The organism is Paenibacillus zeisoli (assembly GCF_003994465.1).
In the GTDB taxonomy this organism is placed as follows: Bacteria; Bacillota; Bacilli; order Paenibacillales; family Paenibacillaceae; genus Fontibacillus; species Fontibacillus zeisoli.
This window is the reverse complement of record NZ_RZNX01000001.1, coordinates 645,671-668,437: the sequence shown is the minus strand read 5'-3', so window position 1 is coordinate 668,437 and position 22,767 is coordinate 645,671. Positions and strand designations below refer to the sequence as shown.

Here is a 22,767-nt window from a genome sequence, read left to right as displayed (position 1 = left end):
CATGTTCAGGCTGTATTTCAAATTGACTTGTGCCATGCTTGCTGAAAATGCGAGTACAAAGTTGCTCATTTAGAGGGAGAACGGAAGTATTTGGAGAAAATTGGATCATAGCAGAAGGAAATTGATGCTCGGTGGCGAAAGGTTTATCTGATGAAGTAACACATGAGCGACTTGTGATCTGTTGATAACGGGGGGATTTAATGTACACGCAGGATTTCGCCCGCTTGTGGGCCAAGCTAACCAAGAACTACCAGATGCACATGGAGTCGGAGCTTTCACCATCACTTACTGGAGCCCAGCTCTCTGTATTAGAACTCCTTGAGGAGAACAAGAAGATGAAGCCTTCCGACTTAATTCCTTATCTGGCTACGACTCCAGCAGCGGTAACTATGCTTCTGGATCGAATGGAGAAGGCGGGTTTGATCACAAGAGAGAGAGATCTGGAGGACCGAAGAATTGTATGGATCTCCATCACGGAGAAGGGGAGAGAAGAGACGAACCGGGGACTCCAGATTCGTAATGACTTCTTAGGAAATGTTCTGGATCAGATCTCATCCCATAATCAACAGCTGCTGATCTTCCTTCTGGGTAAGATTACCTCGTCCAATGAGACTGTATTAAATAAAGAAAGAGCTTAAGCCAGTTGGCTTAGGCTCTTTCTTCAAATATAAAAGCCGCTAATACGGTTCTTCTAGAAAGACCGGCCTGCTTGATCATACCGTGATCTGGGCCAGTGATTCCAAGGGAATTCATCCGGAGGTATGGAGACAAGTGCGACCGGTTCTTTAGTAATTGGGTGTGGGAAGCCGACATACGCGGACCAAAGAGCCAGCTGTTGTCCAGGCTTGTTCAACTTGGCTCCATACTTTTGATCGCCATACAGTGGACATCCGAGATGGCTAAGCTGCACACGGATCTGATGGGATCTTCCAGTCAATAGTTCCACCTGAATAAGGCTCAAGCCATTCGTGAGTTGACCAAGTACCCTGTAATCCAGGATGGCGTGCTTGCCGCCAGGGGTTCCCTTGGGTACAACACGGACTGTATTTGTTCGTTCATCCTTTAGAAGCGTATCTTCCAAGCGGCCAGCGGACGCCGCAGGTGAGCCATGAACTACCGCTAGATAGGTCTTGCTAAATGACCGGCTTCGCACAGCCTCGGACAGTCTGGAAGCTGCCTTGGAAGTCTTGGCAAAGATCATCGCTCCCCCCACGGGCCGGTCCAGCCGGTGTACAAGTCCTAGATAGACATTGCCAGGCTTCTGATACCGTTCCTTAAGGTCCTGTTTGAGCAGGGTAAGAAGATCGGGATCCCCCGAGGCATCCTCCTGGGATAGCACATTGACTGGCTTTACAATTCCTAGAAGGTGATTATCTTCATATAGGATGGGTATGGGCGATTGCTCACTAGCACACATGGGGAGCTACTCCTCCCATCGTCCCAATATTCCGCATGGCAGATTGAGTCCTGAACGGGTAATCGGCAGGCCTAGCTCCCCTGATGAGATCCGTCCGCCGAATCTTTTCTTCACCGTCATGTTTAGAATATTGGTGAGTACAGTTGGCGAGATTCCGGTCGTATAAGAGTTGATCAGCATAAATAACGGTTGATCCGACAGAATGGAGAGGCAGGACTCCACAAAAGGGTACAGACTCGTTTCGAGCTTCCACATCTCACCACCAGGGCCGCGTCCATAAGAAGGAGGGTCCATGATTATCGCATCATAACGGCTGCCGCGTCGCTGCTCGCGCTGAACGAACTTAAATACATCATCGGTGATGAAGCGCACCGGACGGTCGCCGAGTCCAGATAATTGGAGATTCTCTTTAGCCCACTGCACCATGCCTTTAGCGGCATCTACATGGACTACGGATGCTCCTGCGGATGCCGCAGCGACCGTAGCTCCACCGGTGTAGGCAAATAGATTCAGTACGTTAATCGGCCGTCCAGCATTCGAGATCTTGTCCATCATCCAGCTCCAGTTGGCCGCTTGTTCAGGGAATAATCCGGTATGCTTAAAGTTCGTAGGCTTAATATGAAATTTCAATTTGTCATAAGAAATCGTCCAGCGTTCAGGGAGTTTCTTCTTCATTTCCCACTCGCCGCCGCCTGAAGAGCTGCGGTGATAATGGCCATGAACATCTCTCCACTCTTGATTCTCCTGCTGGATCGGCCAGATGATCTGAGGATCCGGACGGCGGAGGATTACATCTCCCCAACGCTCCAGCTTTTCTCCGTTCCCGGTATCGATGACTTCGTAGTCTTTCCAATCATTTGCGATATACATAACATGCTCCATCCTTCGGTAAAATTCATTTAGACTTTATTGTACCTTATTTTGCGTATCTGATGCCATATTATCGAGGGAGAAAGGAGCCGTATCGGTAATAATCCTGGACCTCTGTTACTTGAAAGCCGACAGATTGATACAATTTCATTGCTGCAGGATTATTCAGGGCTACCTCCAGACGAATACCATGCCCTGATAAGGTTTCTTGCTCGAGCAACTGCTGAAGAACCTGTCTTGCGATACCTTGTCTGCGGTATTCCGGATATATGGCCAGTCCGTAGATCCAGCTGATCTCATCTTCATACACCAATCTAACTTTTCCTGCGGTCCGATCGCCAGCTTCAATGATGTAGGTAACGGAATCCGGTGCATCCAGAGTCGCCTCATAATATTGTTCAGCGGCATACTTGGAATAATCAAAACAGACCTCGTCCAGCCGGATTAAATCTGCCCGGTCCGAGCGGATAGCGGGACGCAGGTGAGCTGATGGTGAGCCGGGAACATATTTCGGCGGTTTCTCGTTATCGCCCAAATAAGTCATTTGATATTCTGAGAAGGCAAACTGGACATCCAGCGACTGGAGCAGCCCTTTTGCAGAGATTGAATTTGCTGGTGCATTTAATAATATTTCCTCTAGGCCTTCGCGTCTCTCTCTAGGGAGTGCTTGTTCTAACATGGAAGAGAAGAGGCCCTGACGCCGATAATCCGGATGAACCATGCCGCATACCTCGATTTTTTTGCCAAAGCAATACAAGCCAAGAAAACCGACAATATGTTCGTCGCGAATAACGAAATAATCATCCTTTTGGTCAGGTCTCCGGGCTTTTAACATGTCCCAGTTGAGTTTCAGATGAATCCCGTCATGATGGTTGCAGATTTGTTCCAATTCAGCAATTTGGTCCCACTGAGTGTTCGTGAGCATACAGTTTCCTCCTGGAGTAAAGGATTGCGTGGTAACACCTTGATTTTAACGGAATGAACCGGGTGGGCACAGACAAAATATGGAGAAGTGCTCCAGCATGTGAGTTGACAAGTATCCCGCTCCAGGGGTAGTTTGGAAATAACGATGACAGGGAGCAGGAGGATGCGGTAAATGGAACATATTATTGAGATGAAGAATGTCTCATGGTTTAGAGAAGGTAAAACTGTACTCAAAGGTGTGAACTGGACGGTCTCTAAGGGCGAGAATTGGGCTCTTCTAGGTCTTAACGGTTCCGGCAAAACGACCTTGTTAAATATGCTGAACGGTTATATTTGGCCAACCCAAGGTGAGATTTCGGTGCTGGGTGAAAAGTTTGGAGAGGTGGATATCCGGCATCTGCGGAGATCCATCGGATGGGTCAGCTCCTCCCTTCAAGAGAAGCTGTATGGAAATGAGAAGGCCGAGGATTTGGTGGTAAGCGGCAAATTTGCCTCCATAGGACTGTATGAGAAGCCTTCTGCAGAGGACTATAACCGAGCTAAGCAGCTAATGGAACAACTGAGATGTTCCCATCTAGCAGGCCGCTCCTACCAGACTTGTTCTCAAGGGGAGAAGCAGAAGCTGCTCATCGCGCGTGCCCTGATGGGTTCTCCCAAGCTACTCATTCTGGATGAAGCCGCGAACGGACTTGATTTTATCTCCAAAGAAGGCTTGCTGGATAGTATCGAAGAGCTGTCGAAGCAGCCGGATGCGCCTCATCTCTTATATGTCACCCATCACACGGAAGAGATTCTGCCGATCTTCAGCAAGACGCTGCTGATCCGCAGAGGCGAAGTGTTCGCCTCGGGGTATACCAAGGAAGTGCTGGAGAATGAGAGCTTATCTGAATTCTTCGAAATGCCTGTACATGTGTTATGGAATCAAGATCGTGCCTGGCTGTCAAAAAAATAAAGAATTATTTCCCTAATTTGCCACTTTCTCTGGACGACTGCGTACTATTGGGTAAGTACGCTTTTGATAAAGCGGAATAGACCTATAGACCAGTGGAGGGATATCTGTGAATCCAGAAACAGAACCGAAGAAGAGAACAGGCAATCTAAGAGTAGGGATCGCTGCCATTGTCATTGCAGTAGCGGCAATTATTGTGGGAGTTAATTCTTATGCTACCGTTACCTATGGACATGTTGGACTGTACAAGACTTTTGGGAAGCTGAATGACAATGTTTTAACGCCGGGTATTCATCTAAAGATTCCGTTCGTTCAGACGATTATTCAGGTTAATGTTCAAGTAAGCAAGGCGGAGACCGACACGACCGCGTCATCCAAGGACTTACAGCCGGTATCCACCCATGTTGCCGTGAACTATTCCGTGAACAAGGATTCGGTGTATAACCTGATGAATAATATCGGAGGCAATTTCGATCAGGTCATTATTAATCCGGCAATTCAGGAGATTGTGAAGGAAGTTACTGCAAGATACCCGGCTGAGGACTTGATCGCCAAGCGGGATGTTGTAGCAGGGGAAATTAGTGAGCACCTGACCAAGCGTCTCTCGAAATATGACCTGGTTGTGAACGATATTAATATCGTTAACTTCAAGTTCTCCGAAGCATTTAATCAGTCGATTGAAGCTAAGCAGGTTGCCCAGCAACAGGCACTGAAAGCTGAGAATGACCTTAAGCGTATTGAAATTGAAGCCAAGCAGAAGATTGCTCAGGCCCAAGCGGAAGCGCAGTCTCTGAAGCTGAAGAAGCAGGAAGTTACACCTGAACTCGTGCAGCTGAAGCAGATTGAAATTCAGGAAAAGGCGATTGAGAAGTGGAATGGTCAAATGCCGCAGGTTACCGGCGGGGCAACTCCATTTATTGATGTTAACTCGCTGAGTGGCAAGTAGAAGAGTTAATAGAAATTATTCATGGGACGAAGCGCTGGCTTCGTCCTTTTTTTTTATATATAGTTATGTTCACTATTAATAGCAGATAGTCGTCAGTAATAGAAAATTTATATTTAATTACTAATATGCTTTAAAAAAACACTAATTATTGTTATGGTTAAATTGTAATAATTATACAGTTAGTGGGAGGCATAATTGTGAAAGCAAGAGTGTTAATGTTGTCCACTCTGTTATTAGCTGTGGTGGTACTCGCATTAATCGCTACACCATTCGTACTAGAACATGATGAATCGAGCAAGACAACCTTTAATGCTAACTCAAAAACAGCTACACCCAATTATGGTCTTATACCTGGGTTTTTTGGGGGCCCAGTGATCGAACCATTTGGTAATAGAAATTCAGGGTTTCCAGTACTTGGTGGATATGGATATGTGAAGTTATACTTCAAGAATAAATCTAGCTCACCAGTAAAAGTAGTGGTTACACACGTTAAGACTAACAAAACGTATATCGCAAAAACCATTCCGGGAAAAGGCTCATACACTTGGTATAGTACGGGTGATTATCCTCATGGTGTGCGATCTGGGAAGTATACAGTGCTTATGAGTGGTGTTGGCAATGGAACGAAACCAGTGGATGCCTCATGGAGAGGTTTTACAACGAATTCAACTACTATGCTTAAATGATAAAAATATAATCATAACCTGATGTCTTCTAAACTTCCATATAGAAAAATGTAGAGTTTTATGTCCTCCTATCGACTGATAGGGGGTCTTTTTTACTAGACAATAGTTAATAGAATGAGATATTTTAGTAAAGGAGAGATAATCTACATCATGGGGGAATAAAGTTAAAATGAAAAAGTGGCTCATCGCAGGTGCTGCATGTCTTAGCATTGCTTTTATACATACAGCAGGGGTATCTGCAGCTTCAAATATAGTAAATCCAAAGGAAACTTATACTTATGATAGAATGACCAAAGATATCAAAGAGCTTGCCAGTGAATATCCGGAGATCATTCATTATAAGTCAATCGGGAAGACCCCTTACGGGCGTGAGCAATGGGCCGTCAGTCTTGGAAATGGGGAATCAACCGTCTTCTTCAATGGCTCGCATCATGCGCGGGAGTGGCTGACCAGCACGCTTAACATGTATATGATTGAGCAGTATGCCAAAGCATATGAGAGTGGCAGTAAATTTGAAGGTTATGACGTTCGAACGGTATTGTCCGAGTCGACGATTTGGTTCGTACCGATGGTGAACCCGGATGGAGTGACTCTTCAGCAGTACGGGTTGTCCGCATTTCCAAAGCTGGTATGGTCTAATTTGATCAAAATGAATGAGGGAAGCCGAAACTTCAAGCGTTGGAAGGCGAATGCGCAGGGGATTGACCTGAATCGCCAATATCCCGCTCTATGGTCGGGTATTAAATTTCCTGCCAAAGCCCCTCGCTGGATGAACTATAAAGGCACGAAGCCGCTGCAAACCAGGGAGAACCAGAGCATGGTCAAATTCACTTATGCCATTAATCCTGAAATCGCGGTGTCCTACCATACCGCAGGCCATATTCTTTACTGGAATTTCAATACAAAGCCGAGCAATTTGGCTCGTGACAAGAAGCTAGCGAATACGTTCTCCGCAATTACTGGTTATTCCCAGGTAAAGCCAGCCCCGAACCCGTCTGGGGGAGGATATACCGACTGGTTCATTACTACATTCGGCCGGCCAGCTTTTACGCCGGAGATCGGCATCAAGGAAGGAGAGACGAATCTCTCCGTGTCCGTATTTGATTCAGAATGGAAGCTTAACAAGAAGATTGGATTATGGATTGCAGATGAAGGCTACAGGCTGTGGCTGAAGAAGAATCAAGCCAAGCAGGCTGTACAGGAATTCCACAAAGACATCACGATATCGGAACTCAAGCAGCTGTTTAACTCCAATAACTTTATATCTGGAACTGTCGGTACGATCCGCCCGCAGACGCTAACCGCGACAGCCAAGTCGGGCAATTGGTATAAGGTGAAGACCGATCAGGGAGAGAAGTGGCTCTATGACAAGAACGCGGTTGTACGCGAGCCAGCTGAGACTACTATGCCAACGGGAGACCCTGTCGATGTGGATCTAACATTAACACTTGGAGTAGAGACCGAGGTGTATTCTGAACCGGCTGCGAAAGAAGCAAAAGCAACGATTACGCTAACTGAAGTGCATGCGATTCAGCAGTGGGGCAGCTGGTACAAGATTAATACCCCGATTGGCGATCTGTGGATCTACCAAAGCCCTTCCAAGTAACGTGCTTCCGCATCTATTTTGGAGGTTAGGCATATAGAAGATATGCTGCATACAGGAATCCACATCTCCTCACCAATACAAAAAGATCTGAGCACGGAATTCAGAAGGTTATTCCGTCGTTCAGATCTTTTTAAATGCAGCGAATTTGGAACTCGCTACTTCATAAGCATATACACCGCGAGCCCGGCTTCAAGCAGGAGCAGTACAACGCAGACAGTCATGCTCAGCAGGGATAGTCCGCGAGCCGCTCCGGTTCTTAGTGCGTTGCGCCCGAAGAACAGACCTGCAAGGCTGGCTGCCGAGGTAATGCCAATCGGAATCCAAATTCCTATCGTGTTCGGAGAAGTGTGATTCCGGAAGAAGATCAACAGTGTAAATAGGGTAAGGATAAAAGCGATAATCATGAGCAGAATGGAGACAACGACGCTTCCCATACCCTCCCTGGATTCTTGCAGCTGGTTATCCGATATGTTGTTCAACAAGTGATTCCTCCTTAGTTCATTGCCTTATATAATAACATGATTGCTCTGCCAATCCAAAGGCAGGAATCGTACAATTATTGCTCTGTCTCCAGGTTTACTTTGTTCAGCAGTGCAATAAGCTAATGTTCTAAGCAGCAAGCCGGTTATTCAGTGTCTTCTGACTGTCTATGGATCAGGGAAATCAGCTTCCCAATAGGTTCTTTCTGCATTCAGTTACCCCCTGCATTGGTCACTTTGCTCACATGGTTGTTATCCAAAATTTTATCGCACAATTGTTGCGCATGCAACTAACATGGGATATAATCTCTGTACCGAATATTGTTGCGTCTGCAACTAAATATATATTTTAAGGAGATAGAGGTGTGAACATGAATGCCATTCCCCAAACCTATCAGGAGAATGAAGCTGTCCAGCGCAGGCGCTGGTTCATCCTGATCGCTGTTAATCTATTCACTTTCATGGCAACCTTGGATGGAAGCATCGTCAACATTGCGCTGCCTGAAATATCATCCAAACTCTCGCTCGCTGTAGCAGAGACCGAGTGGGTAGCTACCAGCTACTTGATGGCGATATGTGCCGCGGTGCTTTTCTTTGGGAAGCTAGGTGATAATATCGGCAAAATACGGGTGTTTAAGGCCGGCACCGTAGTATTCTTGATTGGCTCGTTGTTATGCGGCTTCAGTACAAGCTTGACCTTCTTGATTATTTCAAGATTTATTCAAGCTTTAGGAGCTTCCATGACCATGGCGAATAATATGGGGATTATAACTGATATCTTTCCTTCGAACGAGAGAGGCAAGGCCATTGGATTGATAGGCACTTTTGTATCGCTTGGAAGTATTGCAGGTCCTAGTATTGGCGGAGTCTTAGTCTCTTCATTAGGTTGGGAATATATTTTCTGGGTGAACATACCGATTGGGCTTGTAGCTATTATTCTTGGCTGGAAGGTGCTTCCGGTTGATCTTGTTAAATCCCGAACCAAGGTGGATCTGCCCGGAACCCTACTGTTTGCCTTCTTCATCCTGCTCTTGTTCGCAGGTCTTCTGCTTGGCCAGCAGACAGGCTATAACAACGGTTGGATTATAGCCAGTTTAATTCTGTCGGTTGCTGCATTCCTGCTTTTTCTTTGGGTGGAGAAACGGAGTTCCGCTCCGCTGCTGCAGCTGTCTTTGTTCCGAAACTCCTGGTTCTCACTCAGCATCCTTTGTGGGTTTCTCGTGTTCGTCTCTGTGTTCTGCTACAATATTATAGCTCCGTTCTATACTCAAGGTGTGCTGCAATTGTCTCCTTCCCATGCGGGGATTCTATTAATGCTCTTTCCAGTCACTATGGTGATCGTGGCACCGCTCAGCGGAGCGTTATCTGACAAGATTGGCTCTGAACTGCTTACCTTTGCGGGGCTGCTTGTTAATGTTGCCGCACTGCTCGGTATGGCTTCACTTCATCAAGAGAGCTCGCTTGTTTGGGTGGGGCTTTGGATTGCACTTCTTGGAGTCGGCAACGGCTTATTCCAATCCCCGAATAATTCACTTGCCATGTCCAAGGTGCCTAGAACTCAGCTGGGAACAGCCGGAAGTATCAATTCACTAATCCGGAACATTGGCATGGTTGTCGGGATCACGGTGGCGACTACGACATTATTTAGTGTAATGAGCAGTGAGGCAGGCCGCCGGGTTATTGGACTCGTACCGGGCCGGCCGGATATTTTCCTGACAGGTATGCATACCGTATTTATCCTGGCTGCTTGTATTTGTCTTGTAGCTGCTATACTCACCGGATGGAGATTATGGGCTTCCAGAATGCAGAAGTATTAATCACATAGAAAGCAAACGCACCCCCTAAAGTTACTTGGAGAGCCGGATAGCCTTCCTTGTAAAATTAGGGGGTGCGCTGTTTAGTTACGATTCCAGATCAATATACCCTTACATCCCGGTGTTAGCCTTTACCATCACTTCGGTATATTTATTCACATCGGTCTTGGAGGATAAGTAGGTGCCAATTATGGCTCCGATAAATCCAAGCGGGATCGAGATAATCCCCGGATTAGCAAGCGGGAAGAGGGCTTCTCCCGTGAAAATAGCCTTACCTGCAGGATCCCAGACACTTGGGCTAACAGCCACAAGAAGAAGTGCGCTGATCAGGCCGGTCAGCATCCCGGTGATCGCACCGGCTGTATTGAATCTTTTCCAGAAGATCGTAAAGACAAGGACAGGCAGATTCGCACTTGCGGCTACCGCAAAGGCAAGCGAGACCAGGAAAGCCACGTTCAGCTTCATCGCGAACAGGGCAAGGACGATGGACAGCACGGATACGCCGACTGAAGCCCAGCGGGCAGCCTTAAGCTGCTGCTTCTCGGAAGCGGTGCCCTTCTTGATAATGTGGCCGTAGAAATCATGGGCAAAAGCCGATGCGGCGGACAGAACAAGGCCTGTGACAACCGCCAAAATGGTCGCGAAAGCAACTGCTGAGATGAAGGCAAAAAGGAAGTCGCCGCCCAGAGCTTTGGCGAGCAGCGGAGCTGCCAGATTGCCGCCTTTATCTTGGGCCGTAATAGCATCCGCACCTACGAAAGCGGCGGCTCCGAACCCTAGAAACACCGTCATGATATAGAATATGCCGATGATCCAAGTGGCATAGACGACGGAGCTGCGTGCGGTTGGAGCGTCTTTTACCGTGAAGAACCGAATCAGAATATGCGGCAGACCCGCGGTGCCAAGCACAAGTGCCAGATTAAGGCTTAAAGTATCCAGCGGAACCTTATATTTGTTGCCTGGATTCAAGAAAGCTTCTCCTAGTGGAGTGGCAGTCTTCAGGTGATTGAACATCTCGGTAAGAGAGAAATTGAACTTTGCAAATACAATCATGGAGATAATGAACGTACCTGCCATTAGCAGCACAGCCTTGGTAATCTGCACCCAGCTGGTTGCTGTCATGCCGCCGAAGACTACATAGACGGTCATCAGCACGCCGACAATAACAATGGAGGTCACGGCATCCAGCCCGAGAAGTAGACGAATCAAGCTCCCTGCTCCCACCAGCTGAGCAATCATATAGAAGGTGGAGATCGTGATCGTATTGAGGGCGGCAACCCCGCGGATCTTCTTGTCGTCGAATCGGGCGGCAATCATGTCGGCCATGGTGTACCGTCCAAGATTTCTTAAAGGCTCTGCAATGAGGTACAGAACAACAAGATAGGCGACAAGAAAGCCAATGCTATAGAAGAATCCATCAAATCCTGCAAGCGCAATGGACCCGGCAATACCCAGGAATGAAGCGGCAGACATGTAATCGCCTGCGATGGCAAGACCGTTCTGCCAACCGGTTAATCCGCCGCCCCCGGTATAGAATTCGCTGGTGCTTTTGGTTCGTTTGGAAGCGAAATAAGTAATGATCAAAGTAATAGCGACGATTCCGAGAAAGAGTGAGAAGGCGGTTGTATTCATGCTTTTGTCCTCCCAGCGGCTTCTTGCTTGATTTGCTCAATCTCTTGGTCAAACTGAACGGATTTGCGGGAATAAAGGATACATAACGTCCAGGTCATGATGAACTGGGCAAAAGCGAACACCCAAGCCCAGCTGATGGGTCCAATGGCTGGCTCATTCAGCGTTTTGGAATACGAGGTCAGCACAGGAAGCAGGAAGTAGAATACCAGGAAGAACAAGGTCATCGGAAACAGAAAACGCTTTTTCTTGTGCATCAATCGTTTGAAGTGTGGACTTGTTGAAATTCGATTGTAATCCGGTTTCGGTTCCATGTCATTCCCTCCAGGTTCAAATTGTGAATATTGTGTGACTAAATGTAAGCGCTTTAACAAGCATATTCATAAACAAGGCTTCTTAGAATAGGGCTAAAGTATAAATTTTGACAAAATGTTGAGGAAGTAAGCTTAAGAATTAGGAACTATGTATAATGGTAGCTGAGAAAGTGATGTGGAATCAGAGAAACGAGGTTGAGCATGTGAAGACGATACTCATAGCTGATGATGATCGGCATATTCTTACTTTGCTGAAGCATGTAATGACCCTGGAAGGATACCGGGTAATCGAAGCCCGGGACGGTCAGGAAGCCAAGGAAAAGCTGAACGAGGAAGCAATTGATCTGGCGGTCATCGATATCATGATGCCGCGAATGGACGGTCTCGAATTGTGCGAGTATGTCAGGACTGAGTATGACATTCCGATTATTTTACTTACGGCAAGAGATCAGCTGCCTGATAAGGAGCAGGGGTACCTGCGCGGTACGGATGACTATGTTACCAAGCCCTTCGAGCCAGAAGAGCTGGTGTTCCGCATGAAAGCACTGTTCCGGCGTTATTCCGTCGTATCCAGCGATAAGATTCGTCTGAATCATCTGATCATCGATCGGCATAATTATGAAGTAACGGATGGAAAATCGACGATTCTGCTCCCCCTTAAAGAGTTCGAATTGTTAGCACAGCTCGCTCAATATCCCGGAAGATTGTACTCAAGGGACGATCTAATTCGGTTGGTGTGGGGCTCGGATTATAAGGGGGATGAGCGGACGGTAGATGTACATATTAAGCGGCTAAGACAGCGCTTCGCGGACTATCAGGAAGACTTCAACATTCATACCGTGCGCGGCATCGGTTACAGATTGGAGGTGCCCGAGAAATGAGGAGTCTTTATTATCGGGTGTTTCTGATCACGATCGCCACAGTTATCATCAGCAGTCTTATGGGATTCCTGGTCTCCAATATTTATTATCATATGAAATTAAAGCCATTTAATGATCAGAAGCTTGTGACGATGGCATCTAATATGAAGAATTTTGCCGAGAGTCACCCCCAGCTATCTGGCGAGTACTTCGAGAACGCGGCGTCCCTCGGATACGAATTGCTCCTGATCTCTGAAGGGGGAGAGGAGCGCTCGTATGGAAGTGCTTTTCGGGAGAAAGATCTGGCAAGGGAGTCTCTAAAGCTTGTGCTGGGTGGACAAGTCTATCATGGTGTATCGAATTTCCCTAACTCCTGGTTCATCACTGGATTCTTTGATAATCGCCTTAGCAACACCATCGGAATGCCGCTCACGCTTAACGGAGGGAAGTACGCCCTGTTCATGCGTCCGGACGTTCTCCTTCAGTTCGGTGAACTCCGCAATTTCTTTGCCATGATCGGAGGCCTTACGATTGCATTCAGTGTGTTGGCCATGTTAATCAGCACGACCTATCTGGTAAAGCCGATTACCCGACTGACGGAAGCGACCAAGCGCATTGCACAAGGTACATACGATATTCAAATTCCTGTGCGTAGACGGGACGAAATTGGTCAACTGGCCGCCCATTTTATGAGCATGAGCAAGGAATTGGAACGAGCTGATCTGGCGCGTCAGGAGTTTGTAGCCAATGTCTCACACGAAATACAGTCTCCTTTAACTTCCATCCAGGGCTTCGCCAAAGCCTTGACGAACAAAGCTCTACCCAAAGAGGAGTATGAACATTACGTGAAAATTATCAACGAGGAGAGCCATCATTTGTCCCTGCTCAGCAAGCAGCTGCTTCTCCTTTCCTCTCTGGATCAAACTGCGGATGGACTTCAGAAGAAGGCGTTCAATCTACGTTCCCAATTAAGACAGGTTGTTCAGGTCATGCAGTGGCAAATGGCAGATAGAGAAATTGCGCTTCGGTTCGAGGTGCCTGAAGAAATCCAGGTTAACGGGGACGAGGTGCTGCTCTATCAAGTATGGATGAATCTGCTGTCCAATGCGGTCAAGCATATTCCTGAAGGCAGATCCATTGATCTGAGAGCCGGCCTGAGGCAGGAAGGTCTTGTTATTACCGTATCTGATACAGGAGATGGAATCCCTGAGGATCAACTGCCTCTGCTTTTCGATCGGTTCTACCGGGTTGACCCTGCAAGAGAGCGTGCTTCTGGGAGTACCGGGCTGGGCTTGGCAATCGTTAAAAAAATCATCCTCCTCCATGAAGGAAATATTGAAGTGTCAAGCAGCAAGGATGGAACAACTTTTACGGTAACCCTCCCAAAGTTGTAACTTGTTGTTCATACGCCGTTCATTTTCATTTCCTACACTTGTCTTACACAAGGGAGGTTATGAAATGTATTTAGCTCTAAGAGAGATGAGATTTGCCAAAACGAGATATGCGCTCATTATGACCATCATGCTGCTGGTCTCTTTCCTGGTCATGTTCGTAACAGGACTCGCCAAGGGCCTGGCCTATGCCAATGCTTCATCTATTGAGAATATTCCTGCGGATTACTTCGTAGTTCAAAGTGATGCAAGTCAGCGGTTCAGCCGCTCAGAAGTCGGTACATCCGTCATTGACGAAGTCCGAAATGTTGTCGGAAACAGCCATGCGGCCGTGTTAGGTGTGCAAATGGCAACGGTGACCCATGATGGAGCAAGTCAGAAGATCGACGTGACATTTTTTGCTGCCGAGTCTGACAGTTGGATCATGCCGGACGTGGTAGAAGGAAGCGGAATTAGCAGCTATGCTTCCGGTGAGGTGCTGGTGGATCAAAAGCTAAAGGAATCAGGAGTACAGCTTGGCAGTGTAATCCATGATCAAACTTCAGGCATGGCCTGGACGGTTGCCGGGTTCACCCGCAATGAGTCCTATAGTCATACTCCGGTTATCTTCATGAACGAGCAGGAGTGGCAGAACTGGAAACAAAAAATCTCGAAATCAGTGCAGGCTTCCGGCAATGCGGCCTACAATACCCTAGCCATTAAGGCGAGCAGCAGCCAGGCGGATCAACTGAAGTCGAAGCTGCCTGAGATGGAGATCATGTCCAAGTCAACAGCTGTATCCGCGATTCCAGGGTACAAGGAGGAGCAGGGCTCACTCCTGATGATGATTGCGTTCTTGTATTTCATATCAGGCTTTGTGCTTGCTGTATTCTTCTACGTAATCACGATTCAGAAGACAAGCCAATTCGGCATACTCAAGGCGATGGGAACAGGCTCAGGCTATCTTGCAGCCAGTGTCCTGGGGCAGGTAATGCTTCTTACGGTCGCCAGTCTGTTCATTAGTATTCTAATTATCCAGGTGGCCTCTCGGCTGCTGCCGGACTCGATGCCCTTCCAACTCAGCGGAAGTACAATAGGGCTTACAGGATGTCTATTCGTGATCATGGCGATGGCTGGCTCAGTCATATCCATCATGAAAGTGAATAGGGTGGATGCACTTGAAGCTATAGGGAGGGTTTCCGCATGACTGACAAATTGGTACTTGACCGGATTTCCCATTCGTATGGGGATGGGGATACTCAGCTGAAGGTGCTGAACCAAGTAAATCTGCAGGTACAAAAGGGAGAGCTTGTTGCCGTGATCGGACCATCCGGCTCAGGAAAGAGCACCTTTCTGTCCATTGCAGGAGCTCTGTTAACTCCTAAGGAAGGACAGGTCATCATCGAGGGAGAGAGCCTTTCAGACTATACTGCCCATCAACTGGAGCAGCTTAGATTGAATCAAATCGGCTTCATCTTTCAAAGTGCCAATCTGATTCCTTATCTGAAAGTCGAAGAGCAGCTGCTTATTATGGCCAGACTTGCTGGGATGGACAAGAGGAAGGCAATGGGCAGGGCGAAGGATCTTCTAACCCGTCTGGGAGTAGAACACCGGCGGAAGTCTTACCCTCATCAGCTTTCTGGCGGAGAAAGGCAGCGCGTAGCCATAGCAAGGGCCTTGATGAACGACCCGGCTATTATATTTGCCGATGAACCCACTGCAAGCCTGGATGCAGCCAGAGGCCATGATGTAGTCAGCATGCTGGCCCATGAAGTGAAGTCAGAGGGCAAGGCGGCTGTTATGGTAACCCATGATGAGCGCGTACTATCATTATGTGATCGGGTCTTACGACTGGAAAGCGGAATCTTGACTGAGGAAGCGAGTTCTACTCTCCATGGCTAGTAGCCATATACCGGTAATTCCTTTACAATAGGTTGGTAAGGGAGTTCTGGGGGGATAAAGGGTGCTGATCGTTTATTTCATGATCGTTGTAGTGGCGGTATTTATTGTATGGGCTACTTTTTGGGTCACCAAGAAAGCTTATTCCAAGAAGTGGGATCAATCAGAAGAATAGAGGATAATAAGTTGTCTTTAAGAGGAGGAATGCGAGTCATGGGCATTCCTCCTCTTTTTTCGTTGAATCCCGCCAATGTTCAAGATGCTCTGTAATCAGCTATGTCCTGGGGTTAAGCCCAATCTAGGGAAAAGGGGACTGCATAAACTGTATCAGCAACTTGTGAAAAGAGGCGGTAGCATGGATCTGCCGATTTACCGGATCAGAATGAACAAAGCTGATTACACGAAGTTTAATCGGGATATCTGGTCCAAGGCATTCGTCCGCGGCGAACTAAGTATAAGGGGAATCAGCCAGCCAGTTCGAATAAGATACCGCGGGGAGCATACCCGTGAACATCCGAAGAAATCATACGAGATCAGAACGAGGGGGCTGACCTATCATTTCAACGCCCAATATGACGATCCATCCATGCTGCGAAATGCGCTTTCTTTTCGTTTCCTAGAATCTATAGGTGTTCCAGCTCCGGCTGCCCAATATTGCGTGCTCTATTTGAACGGTGAGCTGCTGGGGGTTTATCTACGGCTTGAGGCCGTCAAGACCCGTTTCTTCCGCAAAAGAGGCATCCCGGTAAGGAGCATATTCTATGCGATAAATGATAATGCCGACTTCTCCTTGTACGATAAAGATACGGGTTATCCCAAGCCATCCTTGTTCTCAGGTTACAGTCTAATAAAAGGCATGAGGAAAGATCGCGAAAGGTTTGAACAGTTTGTAGAAAGGCTGAATGCCAAGAGAGGGAAAGATTTGCTTCGTTTCCTGCACAGCCGGATTAATATCAACAATTACCTGCGTTGGTTGAGTGGAGCGGTCATGACTGGCAATGATGATGGGTTAAGTCAGAACTACACCTGGTATGAGCACGGGATGACGGGGAAATACGGCATCATCCCCTGGGATTACGAGGGGACTTGGGGAAGGAACTTTTTTGGAGCGCGAACAGAATCCAACCTGATACCCATACAAGGGTATAATGAATTAACTGAGAAGATTTTGTCTTACCGATCTCTGCGTACAGAGTACAAGAGACTGCTGAGGAGCCATCTTAAGTCCAAGTTCAGGCCTGATCTCATTATGACTGCTGCAAGAAAGATGCACAGCCGTATCGCTGCTGACGTTAGAAGAGATCCTAACAAGCAGTGGGACATGGGCGTATTTCAAAGTGAATTGGGAGTTATCCGGGAATTTACGGAAAAGAGAAGAGAATACTTGATTCAGCATCTGAATGATTTGTAAGCAGAGTAAATGGATAGCAGAGAGATGACGGAAGCCGGATGCGGCTTCTTTTTTGTGCCCGTGATGATCGGATGGATGAGTAGATATCTAATATACTAATTGGATTAGATGTTAATTAAAGGTAAATCGTGGTAACCTTAACTTACCTGTAATATAGGAGGGATACAGCCGTGAATCAACCGACAGATGAGCCATCTACTTATGAACGCTATCATTCCCATTCGACTGTTCGTACAAATACGAAATCGATAGTATCCGTTGTATTAGGGATATGCTCTTTGCTCGTACCCTACCTCGGGTCTGTGCTTGGCATAGTGGCTATTATATGTGCGATTCTTTCATTCAAAGAAATACGAAGAGGTGAAGAGAAGGGTAGAACATTATCTGTTGCCGGTTTGGTCTGCGGAATTGTAGGAACCGTCTTCTATGCGATTCAGATTCTACTCTTTATTCTGGCGGTTGGGCATGTCTGAACTGCCCCTTCCCAATTACTGAGGGGAGGCTAAGAGTTAAAGGATCAACTAGACGATTATGACTTGGTTCGTGTCTTTTTGTCTATAAATGGGTAATATATGGGGCAGTACCAAGCAGGACACATAGGTTTTGAGGAGGTTACATAAATGGAGAACAAAGAAGTCCAGCAACCGAATCAATTGATAACTGAGAAATCCCCGTATTTGCTCCAGCATGCCCACAATCCAGTGAACTGGTATGCTTGGGGAGAAGAGGCCTTTAAGATAGCCAAGCGTGACAATAAGCCGATCTTTCTATCCATCGGTTATTCCACCTGCCATTGGTGTCATGTGATGGAACGCGAGTCTTTTGAGAATCAGGAAGTTGCAGATCTGCTGAACGAGCACTTTGTCTCCATTAAAGTGGACCGTGAAGAGCGTCCGGATATTGATAATTTATATATGGCCGTGTGTCAGACGCTGACCGGGCATGGAGGGTGGCCGCTAACCGTTCTGTTAACTCCTGATCAGCGTCCGTTCTATGCGGGCACCTATTTCCCGAGAAGAAGTATACTTGGACGGGTAGGATTGCTTGATATGCTGGAGCAGATAAGGGATCGCTGGGCATCTGACCGGGACGGCCTGGCCGAGTTAAGCGATGAGCTGATGGCCGAGGTTCAGGAGCGTACGTTAAGCTCCCAGCCTGGACAGGTGGATGAGCAGCTGCTGCATAATGCCTACCAGCATTATGAGAAGCTGTTCGATCCGGTGTACGGCGGGTTTGGCTCCGCTCCAAAGTTCCCCACCCCGCACAATCTGTCCTACCTGCTGGCTTATGCCAAAGCTTATAAGCAGCCCAAAGCGCAGGAGATGGTGGTACGTACTTTGGACGCCATGTACCGCGGGGGACTTTACGATCATATTGGATTTGGATTCGCCCGGTACTCAACCGATGAGAAGTGGCTGGTCCCGCACTTTGAGAAGATGTTGTATGACAATGCGCTATTGGCTATTGCTTATCTTGAAGCCTATCAGGCAACAGGTGAAGCGAAATACGCCGAAATTGCTGAATCGGTATTTGAGTATGTGCTAAGAGATATGACGTCACCCGAGGGGGCGTTCTATTCTGCTGAAGATGCAGATTCCGAAGGGATTGAAGGGAAATTCTACGTATTCACCAGGGACGAAATTGAAGAAGCTCTTGGTTTGGAGGATATGCATTCTTACTGTCATATCTATGACATAACTCCAGAGGGGAATTTTGAAGGAGCGAACATTCCCAACTTGATTCATCAATCCCTGGATCAAATAGCCAAAGAACAGAACATGCGTCTTCTGGCGCTGGAGAGCCGGATGGAGGAGTGCAGAGAACGGCTGTTCAAGTATCGGGAGCAGCGGGTACACCCATCTAAGGATGATAAGATTCTTACAGCCTGGAATGGTCTGATGATCGCTGCCTTGGCCAGAGGAGCAAAAGTTCTTCAAAAGCCGATTTATGCCGAGGCAGCAGAGCGTGCAGCTGAGTTCATATGGACAGCTCTCCGCCGTGAGGATGGCCGCCTGCTGGCCCGGTACAGAGACGGTGAAGCCGCATACGAAGCCTATCTGGTTGACTATGCTTATTTGCTTTGGGGCACGCTTGAGCTGTTTGAAGCAACGGGCAAGCCGCATTTCCTTCAGCGTGCCATCTCGCTCAAAGACGATATGTTCAGTTTGTTCTGGGAAGATGAGGAGGGCGGCTTCTATTTCAGCGGACGTGACGGGGAAAAGCTGCTCACCAGCTCGAAGGAAATATATGATGGTGCCCTTCCATCAGGCAACTCCGTCGCTGCCCTTCAGCTTTACAAGCTGGCCGCTTTAACCCAGGACGCTGAGCTTCAAAGCCTGACGGTTCGTCAGCTTCAAGCATTTGGCGGAACGGTACGGAGTTATCCGACCGGGTTCGCCATGTACCTGCAGGCTGCCCTGCAGCAGGTACGAGGAGGTCGGGAGATTGTGCTTAGTGGTAAGCCGGATGACCCGGTTCTCCACGAAATGATTGCCGCTGTTCAGCGATCTTACAGTCCGGGTTCTGTCCTAATCGTGAACTATCTGGGACCCGAAGGGGATGCGCTTCGCCAAATTCTGCCCCACCTTGGAGACAAGGCGGCGGTCAACGGTCAGGCAGCAGCCTATCTCTGCGAGAATTTTGCCTGCCAGGCACCGATAACTACACTGGAAGCGCTCAAGGAAGAATTAAGGAGTTCATGAGCAAAGCAAGCAAGCCCGTCAGCAATCTGCTGGCGGGCTTTTTAGTGCTACTTATGAATTCGCATTGGTGAGCAACTTGAACGCAGAGGAACGTGTAAATACTGCGGTGTGAGAGGTTCTTCACAATAATCCGGTGTTCGTTGGGAGTTCATAACCAAAAAAATAGCACGGACGCAGCGTCCGTGCCCAAAGCATTGAGAGATGTCTAGTCCTGTTCACGATCGTCAACGACAAGTTCCAACTCTCCGGTTGTCGAATCGATAACCATACCGTGTACAGGGAAATGGGGTGGAAGTAAAGGATGTTTCTTAATTATGTCCACAGTATGGATTACCCCCTCTTTTTCCGAGCTAAACCCAGTCAGCCATCTTTTTAATTCGATTCCGGAATTCTCAAGTGTGTCAAATATTTCAGGGGAAATGCCTCTTTCATGTACAGAGTTAAGGATCCGCTCCGAGTTGATAGAAGCCATACCGCAGCCGGTGTGACCTACGACGATCACCTCTTCGGCACCCAGCTCATAAATGGCTACCAGCACACTACGCATAACACTACCGAAAGGATGGGAAATAATGGCACCCGCAGTCTTGATAATCTTGGCGTCTCCGTTGCGCAGATTCATGGCTCTTGGCAGCAGCTCGACCAGTCGGGTATCCATACAAGTCACAATTGCCAGCTTTTTGGATGGGAATTTGTCAGAAATATAACTTTCGTATTCTTTATCCTCGACAAACTGTTTGTTGTAATTAAGAATTTCGTTAAGGTTGCTCATTGACTTATTCCTCCAATATGTGTTGTTTTTTTAGTTACCTCGAATGTCATTGAGTTTTACATTTTGACCATATAATTGCGAGTCCCCTTCAAGTCGGAATGATCCGTCCAGTGGATCACCTTTGAGCCTTAGCTGCTCTTCATAGAACACAGCACGCTGAGGATCTACCCAGAAGGGGAATGACTCATTCTCAATCGGAACGTCTGTGGGATCTGGCTGGTTAATAATTTGAAAAGAAGTGATACCGTAGCATCCGCATCCTTCCGTATCATACAACAGCCGAACTTGGCCCGGATGGTCGCCGATCTTCTTGGTGATGATATCCTTCGCCTGTTGGTCCAAAGTAATTCTCATGTCTGCCCCTCTCCTTCTAGTAAGAGTTTATACACCTTTTAAAAGTTGATTATATAGATTGTAATAAGTATCATCAAGAGGAACACCAAAATTTAGAATTGAGGTGAGCCTGAACATGGAACAGGTTATTGAACACAAACTGGAACAATTTAGGGAACTGAACAAGAAAATAAGAGGTTATTATGAAGCCGTAGCCTTAATGGCATGGGATCTCAGAACGGGGGCGCCGAGAAAAGGGGCAGAGACCCGTGCGGAGACTCTGGGCATTCTGTCTACAGAGTCGTTCAAGCTTCAGACATCCCCAGAAATGGGCGAGCTGCTCAGCTTTCTGAACCGTCCGGAAATATTGGAGCAATTAGACGATGTGAACCGCCGGACGGTGGAGAACGTTCAGGAAGAATACGACCGCAGTATCAAAATCCCTGCGGAAAAATATCAGGAATATGTTACGCTGACTTCACACTCGGAGACACTTTGGGAGGACTTCAAAGAAAACTCAGATTTTGCGAGCTTTGAACCTTATCTTACCCAGATTGTGGCCAAGCTACAAGAATTCATTGATTACTGGGGGCCAAAGGACACGCGTTATGACACGCTGCTGAATCTATATGAACCCGAACTCACTACGGTGAAATTGGATGAAGTGTTCGGTCAACTTCGTGACCGGCTTGTTCCCCTTGTTGAAGCGATCCAAGCATCGCCGAACAAGCCGGAGGCCGAGTTTCTGAATCAATTATTTGATAAAGATCAGCAGGAGAAATTCAGCAAGTTCCTCCTTGAGCAGATGGGTTATGACTTTGATGCAGGACGTATTGATGAAAGTGTGCATCCCTTCGCGACAGGACTGAATCCAGGTGACGTACGTATTACAACTCATTATCTTCAGGATGATGTAACGAGTGCCTTGTTCAGCTCCCTTCATGAAGGCGGACATGCGCTCTATGAGCAGAATTTAAGCACGGAACTTACAGGCACACCGCTTGCCGAAGGGACCTCGATGGGAATTCATGAATCCCAATCCCGCTTCTGGGAGAATATGATTGGACGCAGCCGTTCTTTCTGGGAGCGTTACTTCGCTGACTTGCAGCAGCATTTCCCGGAACAGCTGGCTTCGGTTACAGCGGAAGACTTCCACCGGGCTGTGAACCGCGTCGAGAATTCACTGATTCGTACCGAATCGGATGAGCTGACCTATAATCTACACATCATTATCCGCTATGAATTAGAGAAACAGCTGTTCAATGATGGCCTGAGTGTAAAGGATCTTCCTAAAGCATGGAATGAGAAGTACGAGAAGTATTTGGGGATCATCCCGCCGAATGACGGGGTGGGTGTTCTGCAGGATGTCCATTGGTCTGGCGGAAGCTTTGGTTATTTCCCTTCCTACTCACTCGGGAATATGTACGCCGCTCAGATTGCGAATACCATCCGCAAGGAAATATCCAATTTCGATGAATTGATTGCTGAAGGTAACTTTGCCCCAATCAAGGAATGGCTGATTGATAAAATCTACAAATACGGGAAGAGCCGCAAGCCAGCCGAACTGATCCTGGAAATTACAGGGGAAGAGCTTAACCCGAACTATCTTGCCGATTATCTGGAACAGAAATACAAGGCGATCTACAATTTGTAATGGTCTCAAATAAGACCGAGCTGCGGGAGTTCTTCCCGTAAGTTCGGTCTTTTTTAGATTTTTGGGTCTTATTCGTCTTGGTCTTGTTAGTCTTAGTCTTCTTAGTAGGTAGGCTCTTAACCTTTTGGTAGG

General features: G+C 47.4%; 22 protein-coding genes. 14 read left to right on the top strand and 8 right to left on the bottom strand.

The features are described from left to right. Positions 1-200 precede the first annotated feature (200 nt). Positions 201-638, top strand: a complete 438-nt coding sequence (locus tag EJP77_RS03120) for a MarR family winged helix-turn-helix transcriptional regulator (RefSeq protein WP_127197701.1) — start codon at positions 201-203, stop codon at positions 636-638. A 53-nt stretch (positions 639-691) separates the two neighbouring features. Here the strand turns inward: EJP77_RS03120 and EJP77_RS03115 are convergent, their stop codons facing one another. The 3 genes from EJP77_RS03115 to EJP77_RS03105 form a co-directional block, all read right to left on the bottom strand. Then, positions 692-1,417 carry an RluA family pseudouridine synthase gene (locus EJP77_RS03115; protein ID WP_127197700.1) on the bottom strand — a complete coding sequence of 242 codons (726 nt, stop codon included), beginning with the start codon at positions 1,415-1,417 and terminating at the stop codon, positions 692-694. Between the two features lie 6 nt (positions 1,418-1,423). After that, on the bottom strand, positions 1,424-2,287 hold the full coding sequence (locus EJP77_RS03110) for a class I SAM-dependent methyltransferase (protein ID WP_127197699.1): 864 nt from the start codon (positions 2,285-2,287) through the stop codon (positions 1,424-1,426). Positions 2,288-2,357: 70 nt separating this feature from the next. Next, positions 2,358-3,212: a GNAT family N-acetyltransferase gene (locus tag EJP77_RS03105; RefSeq protein ID WP_127197698.1), complete on the bottom strand. Its 855-nt coding sequence runs from the start codon at positions 3,210-3,212 to the stop codon at positions 2,358-2,360. Positions 3,213-3,383: 171 nt separating this feature from the next. On the opposite strand from EJP77_RS03105, the gene EJP77_RS03100 reads away from it, so the two are divergent. The 4 genes from EJP77_RS03100 (at position 3,384) to EJP77_RS03085 (ending at position 7,398) form a co-directional block, all read left to right on the top strand. Next, positions 3,384-4,163 carry an ABC transporter ATP-binding protein gene (locus tag EJP77_RS03100; RefSeq protein ID WP_127197697.1) on the top strand — a complete coding sequence of 260 codons (780 nt, stop codon included), beginning with the start codon at positions 3,384-3,386 and terminating at the stop codon, positions 4,161-4,163. Positions 4,164-4,269: 106 nt separating this feature from the next. Further along, positions 4,270-5,106, top strand: a complete 837-nt coding sequence (locus EJP77_RS03095) for a prohibitin family protein (RefSeq protein WP_127197696.1) — start codon at positions 4,270-4,272, stop codon at positions 5,104-5,106. A 197-nt stretch (positions 5,107-5,303) separates the two neighbouring features. Beyond that, complete coding sequence (locus EJP77_RS03090; protein ID WP_127197695.1) at positions 5,304-5,792, top strand: hypothetical protein; 489 nt, start codon at positions 5,304-5,306, stop codon at positions 5,790-5,792. Between the two features lie 169 nt (positions 5,793-5,961). Next, complete coding sequence (locus tag EJP77_RS03085) at positions 5,962-7,398, top strand: M14 family zinc carboxypeptidase (RefSeq protein ID WP_127197694.1); 1,437 nt, start codon at positions 5,962-5,964, stop codon at positions 7,396-7,398. A 155-nt stretch (positions 7,399-7,553) separates the two neighbouring features. On the opposite strand, the gene EJP77_RS03080 is transcribed toward EJP77_RS03085, so the two are convergent. After that, positions 7,554-7,877: a hypothetical protein gene (locus EJP77_RS03080; RefSeq protein WP_127197693.1), complete on the bottom strand. Its 324-nt coding sequence runs from the start codon at positions 7,875-7,877 to the stop codon at positions 7,554-7,556. A 371-nt stretch (positions 7,878-8,248) separates the two neighbouring features. Here EJP77_RS03080 and EJP77_RS03075 point away from each other — a divergent pair, with 371 nt between their 5' ends. Next, on the top strand, positions 8,249-9,694 hold the full coding sequence (locus EJP77_RS03075; RefSeq protein ID WP_127198288.1) for an MFS transporter: 1,446 nt from the start codon (positions 8,249-8,251) through the stop codon (positions 9,692-9,694). A 108-nt stretch (positions 9,695-9,802) separates the two neighbouring features. Here the strand turns inward: EJP77_RS03075 and EJP77_RS03070 are convergent, their stop codons facing one another. Together EJP77_RS03070 and EJP77_RS03065 are read right to left on the bottom strand one after the other, a co-directional pair. Then, complete coding sequence (locus tag EJP77_RS03070; protein ID WP_127197692.1) at positions 9,803-11,323, bottom strand: solute symporter family protein; 1,521 nt, start codon at positions 11,321-11,323, stop codon at positions 9,803-9,805. Further along, the gene (locus EJP77_RS03065; protein WP_127197691.1) at positions 11,320-11,634 is read right to left on the bottom strand and encodes a DUF485 domain-containing protein; all 315 of its coding nucleotides are present in this window, start codon (positions 11,632-11,634) and stop codon (positions 11,320-11,322) included. The genes EJP77_RS03070 and EJP77_RS03065 overlap by 4 nt, the downstream gene beginning before the upstream one ends. A 155-nt stretch (positions 11,635-11,789) precedes the next feature. On the opposite strand from EJP77_RS03065, the gene EJP77_RS03060 reads away from it, so the two are divergent. The 7 genes from EJP77_RS03060 to EJP77_RS03030 all read left to right on the top strand — a co-directional run bounded on the left by EJP77_RS03060 (position 11,790) and on the right by EJP77_RS03030 (position 19,876). Continuing rightward, the gene (locus tag EJP77_RS03060) at positions 11,790-12,515 is read left to right on the top strand and encodes a response regulator transcription factor (protein WP_425464220.1); all 726 of its coding nucleotides are present in this window, start codon (positions 11,790-11,792) and stop codon (positions 12,513-12,515) included. Further along, positions 12,512-13,888, top strand: coding sequence for a sensor histidine kinase (locus tag EJP77_RS03055; RefSeq protein ID WP_127197690.1), 1,377 nt, complete (start codon positions 12,512-12,514; stop codon positions 13,886-13,888). Before EJP77_RS03060 ends, EJP77_RS03055 begins: the two co-directional genes overlap by 4 nt. Before the next feature lie 64 nt (positions 13,889-13,952). Beyond that, positions 13,953-15,071: an ABC transporter permease gene (locus EJP77_RS03050; RefSeq protein ID WP_127197689.1), complete on the top strand. Its 1,119-nt coding sequence runs from the start codon at positions 13,953-13,955 to the stop codon at positions 15,069-15,071. Next, entirely contained in the window at positions 15,068-15,766 is a 699-nt protein-coding gene (locus EJP77_RS03045) for an ABC transporter ATP-binding protein (RefSeq protein ID WP_127197688.1), read from the top strand. The genes EJP77_RS03050 and EJP77_RS03045 overlap by 4 nt, the downstream gene beginning before the upstream one ends. A gap of 352 nt (positions 15,767-16,118) precedes the next feature. Further along, a complete protein-coding gene (locus EJP77_RS03040; protein WP_127197687.1) occupies positions 16,119-17,174 on the top strand; it encodes a CotH kinase family protein in 1,056 nt (351 codons plus the stop codon). Between the two features lie 170 nt (positions 17,175-17,344). Beyond that, a complete protein-coding gene (locus EJP77_RS03035; RefSeq protein ID WP_127197686.1) occupies positions 17,345-17,647 on the top strand; it encodes a DUF4190 domain-containing protein in 303 nt (100 codons plus the stop codon). A 147-nt stretch (positions 17,648-17,794) separates the two neighbouring features. Beyond that, entirely contained in the window at positions 17,795-19,876 is a 2,082-nt protein-coding gene (locus tag EJP77_RS03030) for a thioredoxin domain-containing protein (protein WP_127197685.1), read from the top strand. A 205-nt stretch (positions 19,877-20,081) separates the two neighbouring features. On the opposite strand, the gene EJP77_RS03025 is transcribed toward EJP77_RS03030, so the two are convergent. Continuing rightward, on the bottom strand, positions 20,082-20,648 hold the full coding sequence (locus EJP77_RS03025) for a beta-class carbonic anhydrase (protein ID WP_127197684.1): 567 nt from the start codon (positions 20,646-20,648) through the stop codon (positions 20,082-20,084). A gap of 30 nt (positions 20,649-20,678) precedes the next feature. Further along, positions 20,679-21,002, bottom strand: coding sequence for an iron-sulfur cluster biosynthesis family protein (locus EJP77_RS03020; RefSeq protein WP_127197683.1), 324 nt, complete (start codon positions 21,000-21,002; stop codon positions 20,679-20,681). Between the two features lie 115 nt (positions 21,003-21,117). On the opposite strand from EJP77_RS03020, the gene EJP77_RS03015 reads away from it, so the two are divergent. Beyond that, positions 21,118-22,635: a carboxypeptidase M32 gene (locus tag EJP77_RS03015; protein WP_127197682.1), complete on the top strand. Its 1,518-nt coding sequence runs from the start codon at positions 21,118-21,120 to the stop codon at positions 22,633-22,635. The last annotated feature ends 132 nt before the right edge of the window (positions 22,636-22,767 follow it).